This window comes from Brevibacillus sp. JNUCC-41 (assembly GCF_014844095.1).
Classification (GTDB): Bacteria; Bacillota; Bacilli; order Bacillales; family DSM-1321; genus Peribacillus; species Peribacillus aracenensis.
Genome location: NZ_CP062163.1, coordinates 544,766 through 559,671, shown reverse-complemented (window position 1 = coordinate 559,671; position 14,906 = coordinate 544,766). Strand labels below are relative to the sequence as shown.

Here is a 14,906-nt window from a genome sequence, read left to right as displayed (position 1 = left end):
TCATTTTTTGATCTGGCTCGTTTTTTTATTAGTTCATTGCCAACACTGTTATAAGTTAGGGTAACTTTTTCAACACAGCACGTACCGGACTTCCATCTGCTTCAACTAATGGAAGAGGGAGGGCAGCCAACTCATAATTACCCGTTCCTATACCGTCTAGTACAAGACCTTCCAAAATGTGAATTCCATGACCGGCAAGTTCATGATGTGCAGATAGTTCTTTACTATCCAAGGGATCTACTGATGGTAAATCAAGACCAATAAGACGAACGCCGTGTTCTGAAAGATATGCCGCTAATTCTGGCTGGATATGAGGAATGGTTTGTGGAAACACACTCCGATTCTTCCAAGCGTCCGTCCGAATTAACAGACGGGTAACGCCTTGCAGGTCTATACTGGATAATTCATTGACACCGATGCTTGTTTTGTTAGGTAAATGGATAACCCGGGCACTTCCCATATATAAATCGAGATCCAAATCAATCACTCTTTTTCCATCGTCATCAAAATGAAAAGGAGCATCAATATGGGTACCGGTGTGGATACTCATATTGATTTGACCTACATTGACAGATCCACTTTCTTCTTTACTCCAATTGACTTTGTATGAAAAAGGTGTATCTCCAGGCCAAACTGCAACGTTTTCATCCAGACGTTGTGAAATATCAATCCATGTCCCCATGCACCTTACCTCCATCTCTTCTTATAGCTTCGTTCTTAGACTCCATAGTTCCGGGAAAAAGTGTTGATCGAGCGCTCTTTTTAAATACGTTACACCTGATGATCCGCCAGTACCTTGTTTATTACCAATAATTCTTTCCACTGTAGTCATATGATTAAAACGCCATAATTGCTGTTGATGGCCAATGTCCACTAACTTCTCGCCCAGCTCATATAAGTCCCAATATTGCTCAACATCGCGGTAAACTGTCAGCCACGCCTCTTCTACACTGGCATTTGGTTCATATCTTTGTGACCAATCCCTGCTGGTGGCTTCTTGATCAATAGGTAATCCGCGCGCCACAAGTGCATTGATCGCCGCGTCATAAATACTTGGTTCATGAAGGGCCTGCTGCATTTGCCCGTATAAATCTGTTTGGTGCTGATAGACTGATAGCGTATGGACATTTTTGTTTCCTAATGCAAATTCAATCAAACGATTCTGATAAGATTGGAACCCGGAAGATTGTCCCAGTTTATCCCTGAACTCCATGTATTCAGCCGGCGTCAAAGTTGAAAGGACATTCCAGGACTGGATCAATTGCTGCTGGATCCTCGAAACGCGCGACAGCATTTTAAACGAAGGTTCCAACTTGTTTTGGCGGATGGACTCAGTTGCTGCTGTCAACTCATGCAAAATGAGCTTCATCCATAGCTCACTCGCTTGATGGATAATGATGAATAGCATTTCATCATGATGATCGGAACATCTATGTTGACTAGTTAAAATCTTATCTAGGTGGAGATAATCTCCGTAAGACATCGCTTTTTGAAAATCGGTTTGAATTTCTTTCTCTAGACCAGTTATTGTTTGTTCATTGTTATCCATATTCTTCATTCCGCAATCTCCTCACTTTTCCAAATGCAAAACTATTTATTCCGTCATTCTATTCTATCTTCTTTTCCAGAGGTTCTTCCATTACATTATGGTTAATATTTCTTCTTTTTGAAACAAAATAAGCAATAGTTAAAAATAGTAACCAAGGTATCCCGAATTGAAGCATGATCTTGAAATCTGTAAACCATGTTGTAATCATTAAGCTGAATAGAAGAACGGCGCCCAATATCGTTAAATAGGGAAAACCGATCATCCTTACCGGTAATTTGCGTCCGCCGGTTTTCTCCCATTTAACCCTGAAAAACAAATGGGAAATGAAGATCATGAGCCATGTGAACATGGCACCGAACATGGAGATCCCCATCATGAATGCATAGGATGAACCAGGAAGTAACGCATGAACGCCTGCCGCAATGAAAATCCCGGTTGTAGAGACAGCAAGTGCTTTTCCCGGAACGCCCCTTTTGTTTAGCTTTCCTAAAAAGCTAGGTGCATGTTTTCCGCGAGCCAATGAAAACATCATACGTGTTGAAGCATAGAGCTGGGCATTCATGGCAGATACTGCAGCCGTTAAAATAATAAAGTTCATGATCCCGGATGCACCAGGAATGTTCAAGATTTCCATTACTTTGACGAATGGACTTTCCTCAATCCCAGCCGTTTTCCACGGTACGATCATCAACATGATGCCGATTGTCAGCACATAGAAGGTGGATAAACGGAACACGGTCGCTTTTAAGGCTTTTGGAACAGCTGCATCCGGATCTTTTGCTTCTCCCGATGTAACCGCTATCATTTCTGTTCCAAGAAAGCTGAATAAAGAAATAAATACGGCCACCCACATTCCCCACCCGCCAAATGGGAAAAAACCGCCTTCATTTACAAAGTTCTCAGGTCCTATATGCGGCTGATCGGAAGAACCGAATAGTACATACGATCCAAGAAGGATAAAACCAACAATGGCACTTATTTTAATGAAGGAGAACCAATACTCAAATGTAGCGAATGTATTCACGCTAGTAGCATTTACATAAATCAGTGCACCTGCAAACACTAAAATCCATACGATTCCCGGCACGGTCGGAAACCAATACTTCATATACACGCTGACTGCACTTACCTCAACCCCAACAGCCAAAACATTGGCAATCCAATAAGAATAGCGGACAAGATAGCCAGCCATCGGAGTCATGTACTTTTCAGCAATGGCCCCAAAAGATCCGGAAGTGGGATGGGCAACCGTCATTTCGGCTAAACAGCCCATCAACAGTAAAACAATGAATGCCCCGAGTGCATAGCTGAGCAATACACTTGGCCCTGCCGCTTGAATGGCAAGCCCGCTGCCAAGGAATAGCCCTGTCCCGATGGCGCAGCCCATAGCGATCATGGAAAGCTGATTTGTTTCCAGCTCACGTTTTAATCCTTTTTCTGGCTCATCTTTAAAGTTCAATTGAGTATTTTTGTTCTCCATAGTTCATCCCCTTTTTATCAAAAAAGATTTTATCCTGCTCACATTAACTGACCATTTGAGGGATGAGCCCCATCTGGCGGAATTCCATGTTATGCGACCACTTCACGCTCATTCTTGAATTTTTCATATTGTTTTTCTGACATGATTTTCTTGAGTATTTGTACAACTTCCCAAACTTCTGCGTAGGAAGTATATAGTGCAACCGGAGCGAGACGAATGATGTTAGGTGCTCGGAAATCGGGAATGACACCGTTCTCTTTCAATGCCTTGCATATCCGTGCAGCTTCTTTATGCTCAAGGCTTACATGACCTCCGCGGCGCTTGTCTTCTCTAGGAGTTCCGATGAAAAATCCCATGTCTGCCAATTCGGATTCGACTAAATCCATTAAATATTGATTGATTTTCAGGGATTTTTCGCGAATATTCTCGATTCCCGCTTCAATAAAAATGTCCAAAGACCCAATCAAAGGTGCACAACTTAACACATGGGGAGTGCCGATTTGATACGCGCCTGCTGATTCAGCTGGTGTTAACGTATGTTCCATATCAAATTGTTTATCTTTTTTGGAGCTGAACCATCCAGCCAATCCAGGCATCGTTCCAAAATGTTTTCGATTTACATATAAACCGCCGACACCGCCAGGGCCGCCATTTAAATGTTTATAATTGCACCAATACGCAAAATCCACATCCCATTCGCTGAATGAATGCGGAATTGCACCGATAGAATGACATCCGTCAAATCCGATTACGATTCCTCTTTTATGAGCTTCAGCAGTTAATCGTTTCATATCCAATATTTGACCGCTGCGATACAGGACTGTAGGCAAGATGATCAAAGCGATGTCATCGTTCATTGCCTTGATGATGTCATCCTCTTCAAGAAATCTGCCATCCGAGCTTTTGACGCGGATGAGATCTGTCTCCGGATCGTATCCATGTGTACGCAGCTGACTTTGAAGGGCATAAATATCAGTCGGAAAGGTTAATTCATCTGCTAAAATTTTTGTGCGCGTACCTTCTGGCTTATAAAAAGTGGCAACAAGCTGATGCAGATTTACAGTTGTGGAGCCGGTTACGATAACTTCCTCGGGAGAAGCCCCAACCAATGGGGCCATCTTCGCTCCCAATTTCTCAGCCATGAAAAACCATGGGTGATTTCCTTGCGTCCATCCATCGATTCCATGTTCCTTCCAATCTTCCAAAGATTCCAAAAGAGTGCGCTCAGCCCTTTTCGAAAGAAGCCCCAATGAATTTCCATCCATATAGATGGAACCCGGCTTTAAATAAAACTCTTCTCGAAATCCTTTAAGAGTATCTTTCTCATCCATTTGTTTAGCGTGATCCAATGTGTATTCAGAAACCATAATCATCCTCCTATATTAGTATTCTAAATAATTCTAGGAGAATCGTACCAAAGAATATGACACGGTGTCAATAAGTTAATTCAGAAAATTATAAACATTGAATCAACCTTTCCAACAAATGTTTTTTATTTTATGGAAATCCTTTATGCTAGAAGATAAGGGGAGGAATAAGCATGGAGAATGGCAAAGTAGGGGATAAGCGGCATTTACGCTCGATCATGACACGGCAAAAGTTATTAGAAGCTGCAAAGGAAACATTTCTTGAAGAAGGTTATCAAGCTGCGCTTATTTCCCAAATGATCAAAAGGGCAAACATCGGATACGGAACGGCCTATGTTCATTTTAAAGGGAAAGAGGATCTGCTGATTGTATTAATGGAAAATGTAATGGAGCAATTTTATGAAATTGCCGAAACCTCTTTCTTTCCAAAATCAAAAGACGAAGCAAAACATATCATAAACAGACAAGCTAATGCTTTTTTGAAAATGGCTGAAGCTGAACGCAATATGATGCAAGTTTTCGAACAGGCCATTGGGTTCTCAACCATTATTTCAGATAAATGGAAAGCGATCCGCATGAAGTTCATTCAGCGAATTTCAAAGGACGTCGCCTATGCACAGCAAAATGGACTGGCAAGAACTGAACTAAACCATGAGCTTGTGGCAAGAGGATGGTTTTTCACAAATGAAATGTATCTGTGGGAAATCGTCCGAAACGAACATCAAAGTTCTGTCGAAGAAATTGCTCAAACCATCACCTCAGTGTACGTCGAAGGCTTGTATTTGTAATGATTATGGCAGTTCACCAATCTTCCGGTAATATCGGAAGATTTTTTTTATTCAAGGCTTTACAACATTAAGCATTTCGAGCAAAAACATTAAACTCACGAGTAAAGCGGCGGAATTCACGAGTAAACTGCCCAAATTCACGAGTAAAGCGGCGGAACTCACGAGTAAAACCGCAGAATTTACGAGTAAAACGGCGGAATTCACGAGTAAAGCCGCAGAATTCACGAGTAAAGCGGCGGAACTCACGAGTAAACTGCCCAAATTCACGAGTAAAGCGGCGGAACTCACGAGTAAAACCGCAGAATTTACGAGTAAAACAGCAAAACTCACGAGTAAACTGCCCAAACTCACGAGTAAAACCGCAGAATTCACGAGTAAACGCAAAACTCACGAGTAAAACCGCAGAATTCACGAGTAAACGCAAAACTTACGAGTAAAGCGGCGGAATTCACGAGTAAACGCCAAACTCACGAGTAAACCAGCAGAATTCACGAGTAAACTGCCCAAATTCACGAGTAAAACAGCAAAACTCACGAGTAAGCTGCCCAAACTCACGAGTAAAGCAGCAAAACTCACAAGTAAACTGCCCAAATTCACGTGTAAACCGCCAAAACACACTAATAAAACGCCCTCATTAGCATCGGACTTACGGCGTCTACGCCTTAAGTCTTACTAGAAAATATAGCTAAGGCTCATTATACGAACTTGTAAAAATAGATAAGATATAAACATAGAAAGGAGGACGAAAACAATGAAGAAATTTGGTTTGTTTATTGTAGGACTGATCGCGCTTTTTCTGTTACTGGCGAACGTTGGTCCACTGATCAGCCTGGCGATTTGCTTGACGATCCTATACTTTGGATTCAAGCAGTTCATGAAGTCCGAATCGACAGGGGCGAAGATTGCGTGGGGATCAGTCTCCATTATCGTGCTGATCGTTTCTATTTCCCATATCCCGGCAATATTGGGACTGGTGGCAGCTTATGTTCTTTACCTGGTTTATAAAAAATGGAATGAAAATGATGAAAGTGCATCATCTAAAGAAAATGACCCATTCTCAAATTTTGAAAGAGAGTGGAAAGAGTTGAATAAGAACTAATAGAAGGGATGTAATTAGAATGGGTAATTTATTTTCAAGAATGAAACAAACGATTTCAGCGGATTTTCACGACTTGTTGGATAAAAAAGAGCAAAAAAACCCAATCGGAATGTTAAATCAATATTTGCGTCAATGTGAGCAGGAGACAGAAAAGGTCGGTAAGCTGCTTGAACGTCAATATCTTCTGAAAGAAGAGTTTGTGCGTGAATTTAATCAAGCGCAAAATCTGGCTGAAAAACGTAAGCATCAGGCTGAGATTGCCAAGCAGTCGGGAGAAACGGATTTAATGGAGTTTGCTGTAAAGGAAAGCCTGCACTATGAAGAGCGAGCGCTAAGCTTGAAGGAGGCGCATAAAAGTGCAGAGGTTCAGTTGGCTGAACTGGAGCGGAAATATGAAGAAATGAAGCATAAACTGAAGGATATGCATCTGCAGCGTCTGGAGCTCATGGGCAGGGAAAATATTGCCCGGGCAAACAACCGGATCAATCGGGTTTTGGATGGGGGCAGATCCGAAGCCAAACCGGTAGCGATGTTTGAAGAAATGGAGCATTATATCGATCGCATCGAGCACCAGGTCCATACTGATTATAATCGGCATACGATCGATGCCAGGATTGTCCAGCTTGAAAAAGAATTGGAACAAAAAGAAGCGTAAAGGTTTTTTATGGCATCGCTGTTATCCCCTGACCTTTTGGAATGGAGGGCGGGGGAAAACAGGCTGTCAGAACATGATAATTTCATGGTATTCTTAAAAGGCACGGGTTCCTGTGCCTTTTAAGAATATCATGATCATATACAGGGGAGGCGAACCGATGTTGAACAAGATGAAGACGGATTATATGGGATGGATACTTCTCATCGGAGTCGTCCTGATTTTTTTAGAGATTGCATTTAAGGGAGGGGGTCTCCTTTTTCCCCTCGCTTTTTCAATAGGATGCATCTATGTAGGCAGGAAATTCACAAAACGGACCATCGGGAAAATCCTATTTTTTATAGGGTTGATTTCCCTTATCATCAATGTCTTGAATATGTTCGTCTTTAAATTTTTCCTAATGGCGATCCTCATTTATCTTTTGTTTTTATATTATCAGTCCAAAAAGAATCCTGATTGGGTCAGTCCCATTTTAACCAATGACGATTCTGACGAAGAAAAGATCAATAAGGAACGATTGCTAAAAATCAATTACCTGTTTAAAAATAAGTTTTTCGGTCATCAACAGACGGCCGAGCATGTATATGAATGGAATTCCGTGAATGTTCAGGGCGGGATCGGTGATACGGTTATCGATTTAAGCAAAACGATTTTACCGAAAGGCGACGCTGTCATTTCCATCAGGAATATCATTGGCAATATCACTGTTCTCGTCCCATATGGCGTCGAAATCAGGGTCCATCATTCTGTCATTGCAGGCAGGGCGCGGATTTTTGAAAATAAGCCTGAATCCAGGGTCTTTAATCAAATTTATTCCTACCAAACGGAAGGGTTCAATGAAACGGATCACAAGGTCCATATCATCACTTCAATCTTAGTTGGGGATTTAGAGGTGAAGCGGATATGAGTATACTGGCACGGCAGATATTGACTGCCCTTGGTGTTGCTTTCGTTCTGTCCCTTGCCTTGCCGGCTGCGGTTTTCTTCATCTTTCCTTTATCAGACTGGAGCTTATTGTGGGAGAAAGTGGTCATGGGCTTACCCTTCGTCATATTCCTGCCAAGTCTGGTCATGACGGTAGGGCTGATTTATGGAGTCGTTTCGGGAATGTTTTGGAAGAGGCAGCTCGAAAGGGTGGATGAAGGGCTGCATTTGCTTGAACAGGGCCGCTTACCTTCGCAAGAGGAGACGTATCCTGTCCAAGAGATGGCTAAAATGGCGGAACGGATGCAACTGATCCATAAGCAAATCAATGAGCAGACAAAATTATCACAAAAAATGGCGAATGAAAAGGCCATAGATCAGGAGAAACAGATTCAGGAAATCGTTTCCCAGGAACGAAACCGTTTGGCGCGGGAGCTGCATGATTCGGTGAGCCAGCAATTGTTTGCCGCTTCGATGTTCATGTCGGCCATCACCGAGTCACAATCCGATATGGAAAAAGCGGAAATGAAACAATTCAAGGTAGTGGAAGAAATGATCCATCAATCCCAGCTTGAGATGAGGGCGTTATTGCTTCACTTGAGGCCTGTTGCATTAAAGGGAAAATCTTTACATGAAGGAATGAAGGAGCTTCTTTTGGAATTGGCCCAAAAAGTGACGATGGATATAAATTGGAAGATGGAGCCTGTCACTCTGGATAAGGGGATTGAGGACCATCTGTTTCGGATTTTACAAGAATCGATTTCCAATACACTGAGACATGCAAAAGCGAACTCGCTTGAAGTGCTATTGATCGTTCGTGATGGGATGATCATTTTACGGATAACGGATGACGGCATCGGTTTTAATGTCGAGGAGTCGAAAACGGGATCATATGGTTTGCAAAACATGCATGAACGGGCTGTTGAATTAGGCGGAACGATGCAACTTGTAAGCGTTCCGAATAAAGGAACGAAACTTGAAGTGAAAATCCCATTATTAAATGCTGGAGGTGATCATGATGATTAAAGTATTATTTGTCGATGACCATGAAATGGTAAGGATAGGGGTATCGGCTTATTTATCTGCACAGTCGGATATCGAGGTGATCGGGGAAGCGGACAATGGCTTGAAAGCTGTCGAACTGGCAATGGAATTGCGTCCGGATATCATTTTGATGGATTTGGTGATGCCTGAAATGGACGGCATAGAAGCGACGAAACGAATTATTGAAAAATGGCCTGAAGCAAAGATCATCATTGTGACAAGCTTCCTGGATGATGAAAAAGTGTACCCGGCATTGGAAGCCGGGGCGACGAGCTATATGTTGAAAACATCAAAGGCCAGCGAGATTGCGAGAGCCGTCCGTTCCACTTTCCAGGGACAAAGCGTACTTGAACCTGAAGTGACGGGAAAAATGATGGAGAAGTTGCGTCGCCCAAAGATTACCGAGCTTCATGATCAATTGACAAACCGTGAAATGGAAATCTTGCTGCTGATGACACAAGGGAAAACGAATCAGGAAATTGCGGATGAACTTTACATAGCCCTGAAAACAGCCAAAGTGCATGTCAGCAATATATTAAGTAAGCTTGCCGTGCAGGACCGCACGCAAGCAGTGATTTACGCTTTTAAACATTCGCTCGTTCAAGAAGATCAGTGAAGAGGGTCCATTTACTAATAGAGGAAAGTTTGTTATATTTAGGGAACTATCCCATCCTGTAAAGTTTTTTCAAGGTTGCTGACGCAGCCTTTTTTTATGGATAACGGGAAAAAGGCAGGTGAAATGATGTTAAGAGTGATCTTAGAATTATTTCGTATAATCACCATCATTTTCGTTATTGGAATGATAATGGGGTTCATCATTAATTCAATCTATGCGATTTTTGGTATAACCGTAGAGAATACCACGGGCGGATGGGTTGTTGCTTTGGCAATTTTCCCATTACTTTATGTACTCTATAAAAACCGGCTTCAATTTTCTGGGTTCTATAAAAATGACAGACAAGTAAAACTCTCAAACAGGACAACCACTATACTGCTTTGCTTCTCTGTGCTAATGTTAACGGTTGCCCCATTATTTCGCTAACGGAATGCAAAAGAGCATGTTTTGATCAAAACATGCTCTTTTTTATAAGATTTTTTTCATTATACAGCTTCATCTGCGGTATCGAGCCTCTTGCCGTAGATCCGATAAAGAACCAAAGCGAATACCATTCCTATAAAGGAGATGGAGGAGATGAACAGGTAAAGGGTCTTGCCGCCGTAAGTCCCATATATGGCTCCGCCTATATAAGAAGCAATGATTCCCGAAACCCCGAAGAATAGCAGCGCCAGTACGGTCTGGCCTGTGGCGCGCCATTCCACCGGAACGATCCGATATAGATATTGGATGGCCGCCGAGTAGAAAATCGGGAAAGTCAATAGCTGCATGACTTGCAAATAAGCTAATAGCTGTGGATCGGTAATCCACGCAGAGACGAAATAACGGATAAAGAAAAACGCTGCTGCAAACGAAATGATGATGATTTCCTTACCCTTGCGAAGCCACCAAAAACTTAGGGCGAACACAACGATTTCACTTCCCGCCGCTAAGAACCAGGTCAAGCCTACAAGCTTGGCACTTCCTCCAAGTTCCCGGATATACACCCCGAGGAAAGTATCGTTCATCCTTGCTGGAACAGCACAAATAAAGACCAATAACAGAAAGAGAAGCGTCTCTTTATTGCCGAAAAAATGCTTAAGGCTGCTAAAGGTGACAGGTTTCCCTGAAACGGGTGCATCAGGCATCATCCAGCTGATAATGAAACTGATCAAACCAATGCCTGCAAAAAGGAAGGCAAGGCTGTTCGCCCCGAAATAAGACATAACATAGCCGGTGATCAGCGATATGACCGCATAACCCAATGCACCATATGTCCGGATGGAGCCGTAGCTGATCCCGGATTTCTCTGCCATCGTAAAATTGAGGCTTTCCGTCAAGGGATCGATCGGCATCAAAAAGAAATATAGCAGCATGGCAAACAGGATGAGCTGAAGATAACTGCTTGAATCATAGAGGAAATAACCGATTATGCTCGAGAAAAAGATGAGTAACAACAGGACTTTTCGTATTGTCCTTGTTTTGTCGCTGATCATTCCCCATAAAGGCTGGGTGATGAGGGTGACAAAACCTCCTGTACCGACGATGAATCCGATTTGGGCAGGACGCAAACCTTGATCAGCCAGATAGACTGGGAGAAACGGAATGAAAATGGCAAGCAGTCCAAAATATAAAAAGTTAAAACCCTTTAATAATCGTATTGCTTTCATAAAAAATATGATACCTCACGTGTTCTATAGATTGATTTCAACCTTGTTATTGTAACATTGATGACAGAATTTGAAAAAATAGTTTTAATTTTAAGATGAAAATAGAATGATAGAGTGGGTTTCAAAGAGATTCTTGACCCATGAGGGTAGATGCCTTTCAAAATTCATGACAACGAGGAATATAGATAGGGACCCCTTATGCTATCCTTTGCTTTCCAGCTTGAATAAGCTAGGTTTTTTTTATTAGTCTATTCATGACACCCATTTTGGAAAAGGTAGTTATTGGGACTTTTTTATTACGGGTTAATTATTTTTGTGTACTGATTGATATAAATAACCGTCTTCCTTAACTCTCATGCTTAATTAAATCCAAGACGAACACATTCCCTAAAAAAATTGATTTGAATGCAACCAAAAAAGTAAGCATGTTTTGCTAAGTGAATTCTTCAATCTTTATACACTTTAAGTGATTTCTTTATCTCATATAGTCTTTCCTGAACGACTTTCTCAAATTCGTAATTCTGCTGCAATAAGAATATATTCCTTGCCTCTTCATACCCCTTTGTGGCACTTTCCATGTTGTTCAGTGACTGCAAGGATAAGGCGCGCTGATATAAAACTTCTCCCAAAAGGTACATAGATTCTTCCCGGATCAAAATTTGAATAGCATCAGAGCAAATTTTTATAGATTCATAATATTGTGCGTCCTTATGTAAAGATTTTGTCAATCCGTATTGAATCCGGACTTTAATTCTATAATTCATTGAGGTTTTTGGAAGTTGTTGAAGTTGCTTAAGGGCATCTTCATAAGAGGCAATAGACTTTTTATATTCAGTAATTTCGTTATAAATAATGGCTTTGCTATTCAATATTTCTATTTTTTGAGCAGAAAAAATATGAAAATGAGTAGATAAGTCTAGTGCTTGATCTAAAAAGTCCAGGGATTTCAATATATCATTATCACAATAATATGCTACGATCCCCAAATGCCAGAGGATGAATTGTTTATTGATAGGTGACTGGAAATCTGCATGGTATTGTTCTGCTTCGAGAATCCGTTTTACCTGCCTATACTCTCTATTTCTAATAGAAACCCTGACTTGAGACTTCACTTCCTCACTATATTCCATTCGGTCTGAATAAGTTTCTAAAAGTATATCCTCAATGCTGATACCTAAACGCAATGAGAGCTCATATAAAGTAGTCGCTAATGGAATGACTTTCCCCTTCTCTATGTTGCTTAGTTGTGCTTGAGTAATGATTCCCTCTGCCATGACTTTTTGTGTTATGCCTGACCTTTTTCTTAAAGTGTAGAGTACATTTCCGAGCTTAAAAGGAATATTTGAATCCATTTTATCAACTCCTAAAAATATAAATACTTTTATATTTTTTTATGTAATTCATTGGAAATACATAAAAAATATCGAAAAAAATACTCTGTAGCATTCATACAAGAAAAATGTACCATATTTGGATGGTTTATACTAGTTGTATCGATCAATATCAGGAGGTTAGGGATATGAAAAAAATATTAGTATCTGGGTTCTCCATTCTATTTACATTAGCGATGGTTGTACAATTCGATTCAAGCTTCAATTTGGCTGTAGATGATCGGCCTATAATAAATGATCTGCCGAATCAGCATTGAGGTTTAAATACCAATATCAAACTATATTAAAAAGGGAAGATACCTAAAGGCGAATTTAAATAAAATAAATAAAAAAAGGATCATTTATATGAAAATAAATAAAGATCAATTATTGATTATAACCATTTCTTCATGTGTTATAGCTAGTGTGATGTCTACGTCCATGCTGACGATTGCGTTCCCTAATCTTGTAGACTTTTTTAATATTTCTTATTCCACACTTCAAATTAGAAATATTCTATTCTTTTCTTTTTTCGCTTTTCTCATTCCGCTTTTTGGTAAAGTGGCGGATATATTAGGGGCAAGAAAATTGTTGATATTTGGCCTATCGCTATTTATCGCATCTACCATTCTTAGTGGAACCACAAATAATTGGAATTTGTTTTTGGTTTATCAGACGCTTCAGGCAATTGCAGATGCAATGGTAGTACCGGCACAGGTATTATTGATTAGGCAAAGTTTTAAGGATAATAAATTAGGTTGGGCTTTTGGGTGGTTTTCCGGAGTTTTAGCGGCTGCCTCACTTATTGGACCAGCTGCTGGAGGTTTGGTAATAAAATACTTCTCTTGGCAAATGATATTTGGAGTATTGATTATCATAAGTTGCATATCCTTAATTCTTGTATTAATGGTAACTCCCAAATCAAAAAAAAGAATCACGGCAAACCTTCATTTACCTTTAAAAAACAGTTTGGCTTTACTGGTTATGGTAATCAGTTTTCAATTCATATTCAACGATGAAATTAGTATAGTGGGACGGTCACTTTCTATTGCTGTTACGATATTGAGTTTGATTTTATTTATATTTTATGAACGGGCAAACTACGGAAATACTTCTCTGCTTCCAAGAAAGGCAATAAAAAACACCATTTTTATCTCATCAATTATTAGAATATTCGTTCTTTTTACTATCACAAATGTAATTGTGCTTTACATACCAAGTTACATGCGGGATATACATAATATTCAACCAGATATTGTTGGCTATATTATTATGGCAGATTCGATACTGGCCGTTTTGTTATCTGGGTATGCAGGTAAACTTGCAGATTTAAAAGACAATAGAAACCTTTTACTTCTATCTATTTCGATTTCCATAATTGGAATGGTAAACCTTACTATGACAATGTTTAATGGCAGCTTAATTTTCTTTATATTTGCATTTCTCCTTTTTGGATTGGCAGGTGTCATTTCCATGCCCACACAAAATAAAATTGCTATGATGTCCGTTCCTGAGGAAGAAACCGGGGTTTATATGGGTTTGTTCCAGATGGTACAGTTTGGAACTGGGGCTTTCGCGGCGGGGGTATTCAACACTTTATTGGATTATGGCACTGACCAAGGTGACTTTTCCAAAGTTGGTTTTTCCTACGTGTTATTCATTTGTATAGGATTATATTTGGTGGCTATTGGAACAGTCATATATGATAAAAGGCTTTTAAAGAGCAATATAAAATTGTCTTTGAAAGAAGAAGTATGATTCCCGTTTAGCTGATAGTGAAATATACCAAGAAGAGACAGCTTTGAATTGATTTAAAGGAGGTGATACATGTGACTAAGCAAGTGGAAAATACACAAGCGGAAAAGCTAGTGGAAAATCTTGAAGTAATCGAAGCTAAAGAGCTGGAAGTGGGTAGTGCATTTCATGCATTCCGTTTCAATGCAGTGACGGACGCAGAAAAATAGATTAGAGCCAAGAGTTACAGGCAATCCATTGCAAATGGTAAGGAGGTGAAACATATGACTAAGCAAGTGGAAAATACACAGGCGGAAAAGCTAGTGGAAAACCTTGAAGTAATCGAAGCTAAAGAGCTGGAAGTGGGTAGTGCATTTCATGCATTCCGTTTCAGTACAGTGTCGGACGCAGAAAAATAGATTAGAGCAGAGTTACAGGCACAATCCATTGCAAATGGTAAGGAGGTGGAACATATGACTAAGCAAGTGGAAAATACACAGGCGGAAAAGCTAGTGGAAAACCTTGAAGTAATCGAAGCTAAAGAGCTGGAAGTGGGTAGTGCGTTTCATGCATTCCGTTTCAGTACAGTGTCGGACGCAGAAAAATAAGTAAGATCCTAAATCCATAATGGTGA

At 40.4% G+C, this 14,906-nt stretch carries 19 protein-coding genes; 11 read left to right on the top strand and 8 right to left on the bottom strand.

The window, feature by feature from the left end:
• Nucleotides 1-55 precede the first annotated feature (55 nt).
• From kynB to kynU, 4 genes are all read right to left on the bottom strand, one after another.
• Nucleotides 56-682: an arylformamidase gene (gene kynB / locus JNUCC41_RS02755; RefSeq protein ID WP_192206269.1), complete on the bottom strand. Its 627-nt coding sequence runs from the start codon at nt 680-682 to the stop codon at nt 56-58.
• Between the two features lie 21 nt (nt 683-703).
• The gene (gene kynA, locus JNUCC41_RS02750; RefSeq protein WP_192208011.1) at nt 704-1,549 is read right to left on the bottom strand and encodes a tryptophan 2,3-dioxygenase; all 846 of its coding nucleotides are present in this window, start codon (nt 1,547-1,549) and stop codon (nt 704-706) included.
• 58 nt (nt 1,550-1,607) lie between these two features.
• Complete coding sequence (locus JNUCC41_RS02745; protein ID WP_192206268.1) at nt 1,608-3,029, bottom strand: amino acid permease; 1,422 nt, start codon at nt 3,027-3,029, stop codon at nt 1,608-1,610.
• 89 nt (nt 3,030-3,118) lie between these two features.
• Nucleotides 3,119-4,396, bottom strand: coding sequence for a kynureninase (gene kynU / locus JNUCC41_RS02740; RefSeq protein WP_192206267.1), 1,278 nt, complete (start codon nt 4,394-4,396; stop codon nt 3,119-3,121).
• Between the two features lie 173 nt (nt 4,397-4,569).
• Here kynU and JNUCC41_RS02735 point away from each other — a divergent pair, with 173 nt between their 5' ends.
• Nucleotides 4,570-5,184 (top strand): TetR/AcrR family transcriptional regulator, encoded by a 615-nt coding sequence (locus JNUCC41_RS02735; RefSeq protein ID WP_192206266.1) that lies wholly within the window; start codon nt 4,570-4,572, stop codon nt 5,182-5,184.
• Between the two features lie 67 nt (nt 5,185-5,251).
• Here JNUCC41_RS02735 and JNUCC41_RS02730 read toward each other — a convergent pair whose 3' ends face one another.
• Nucleotides 5,252-5,596 (bottom strand): hypothetical protein, encoded by a 345-nt coding sequence (locus tag JNUCC41_RS02730; RefSeq protein ID WP_192206265.1) that lies wholly within the window; start codon nt 5,594-5,596, stop codon nt 5,252-5,254.
• Nucleotides 5,597-5,632: 36 nt separating this feature from the next.
• Entirely contained in the window at nt 5,633-5,800 is a 168-nt protein-coding gene (locus JNUCC41_RS02725) for a hypothetical protein (protein ID WP_192206264.1), read from the bottom strand.
• Nucleotides 5,801-5,935: 135 nt separating this feature from the next.
• On the opposite strand from JNUCC41_RS02725, the gene JNUCC41_RS02720 reads away from it, so the two are divergent.
• The 5 genes from JNUCC41_RS02720 (at nt 5,936) to JNUCC41_RS02700 (ending at nt 9,519) form a co-directional block, all read left to right on the top strand.
• Nucleotides 5,936-6,283: a lmo0954 family membrane protein gene (locus JNUCC41_RS02720; protein ID WP_192206263.1), complete on the top strand. Its 348-nt coding sequence runs from the start codon at nt 5,936-5,938 to the stop codon at nt 6,281-6,283.
• Between the two features lie 19 nt (nt 6,284-6,302).
• On the top strand, nt 6,303-6,938 hold the full coding sequence (locus JNUCC41_RS02715) for a PspA/IM30 family protein (protein WP_192206262.1): 636 nt from the start codon (nt 6,303-6,305) through the stop codon (nt 6,936-6,938).
• A 157-nt stretch (nt 6,939-7,095) separates the two neighbouring features.
• On the top strand, nt 7,096-7,842 hold the full coding sequence (gene liaF, locus JNUCC41_RS02710) for a cell wall-active antibiotics response protein LiaF (RefSeq protein ID WP_192206261.1): 747 nt from the start codon (nt 7,096-7,098) through the stop codon (nt 7,840-7,842).
• The gene (locus JNUCC41_RS02705) at nt 7,839-8,885 is read left to right on the top strand and encodes a sensor histidine kinase (RefSeq protein ID WP_192206260.1); all 1,047 of its coding nucleotides are present in this window, start codon (nt 7,839-7,841) and stop codon (nt 8,883-8,885) included. The genes liaF and JNUCC41_RS02705 overlap by 4 nt, the downstream gene beginning before the upstream one ends.
• Nucleotides 8,878-9,519, top strand: a complete 642-nt coding sequence (locus JNUCC41_RS02700) for a response regulator transcription factor (protein WP_192208010.1) — start codon at nt 8,878-8,880, stop codon at nt 9,517-9,519. Before JNUCC41_RS02705 ends, JNUCC41_RS02700 begins: the two co-directional genes overlap by 8 nt.
• Nucleotides 9,520-10,004: 485 nt before the next feature.
• Here the strand turns inward: JNUCC41_RS02700 and JNUCC41_RS02695 are convergent, their stop codons facing one another.
• Nucleotides 10,005-11,168, bottom strand: coding sequence for an MFS transporter (locus JNUCC41_RS02695; protein WP_192206259.1), 1,164 nt, complete (start codon nt 11,166-11,168; stop codon nt 10,005-10,007).
• Between the two features lie 446 nt (nt 11,169-11,614).
• Nucleotides 11,615-12,520: a helix-turn-helix domain-containing protein gene (locus JNUCC41_RS02690; RefSeq protein WP_192206258.1), complete on the bottom strand. Its 906-nt coding sequence runs from the start codon at nt 12,518-12,520 to the stop codon at nt 11,615-11,617.
• Between the two features lie 167 nt (nt 12,521-12,687).
• Between JNUCC41_RS02690 and JNUCC41_RS27025 the strand changes: the two genes are divergently transcribed.
• The 5 genes from JNUCC41_RS27025 to JNUCC41_RS27010 all read left to right on the top strand — a co-directional run bounded on the left by JNUCC41_RS27025 (nt 12,688) and on the right by JNUCC41_RS27010 (nt 14,880).
• On the top strand, nt 12,688-12,816 hold the full coding sequence (locus JNUCC41_RS27025; RefSeq protein WP_286182314.1) for a hypothetical protein: 129 nt from the start codon (nt 12,688-12,690) through the stop codon (nt 12,814-12,816).
• 88 nt (nt 12,817-12,904) lie between these two features.
• On the top strand, nt 12,905-14,296 hold the full coding sequence (locus JNUCC41_RS02685; protein ID WP_192206257.1) for an MFS transporter: 1,392 nt from the start codon (nt 12,905-12,907) through the stop codon (nt 14,294-14,296).
• 71 nt (nt 14,297-14,367) lie between these two features.
• Nucleotides 14,368-14,502, top strand: coding sequence for a hypothetical protein (locus JNUCC41_RS27020; RefSeq protein ID WP_260286708.1), 135 nt, complete (start codon nt 14,368-14,370; stop codon nt 14,500-14,502).
• Nucleotides 14,503-14,556: 54 nt separating this feature from the next.
• The gene (locus tag JNUCC41_RS27015; RefSeq protein ID WP_260286709.1) at nt 14,557-14,691 is read left to right on the top strand and encodes a hypothetical protein; all 135 of its coding nucleotides are present in this window, start codon (nt 14,557-14,559) and stop codon (nt 14,689-14,691) included.
• A 54-nt stretch (nt 14,692-14,745) separates the two neighbouring features.
• A complete protein-coding gene (locus JNUCC41_RS27010) occupies nt 14,746-14,880 on the top strand; it encodes a hypothetical protein (protein WP_260286709.1) in 135 nt (44 codons plus the stop codon).
• Nucleotides 14,881-14,906: the final 26 nt, after the last annotated feature.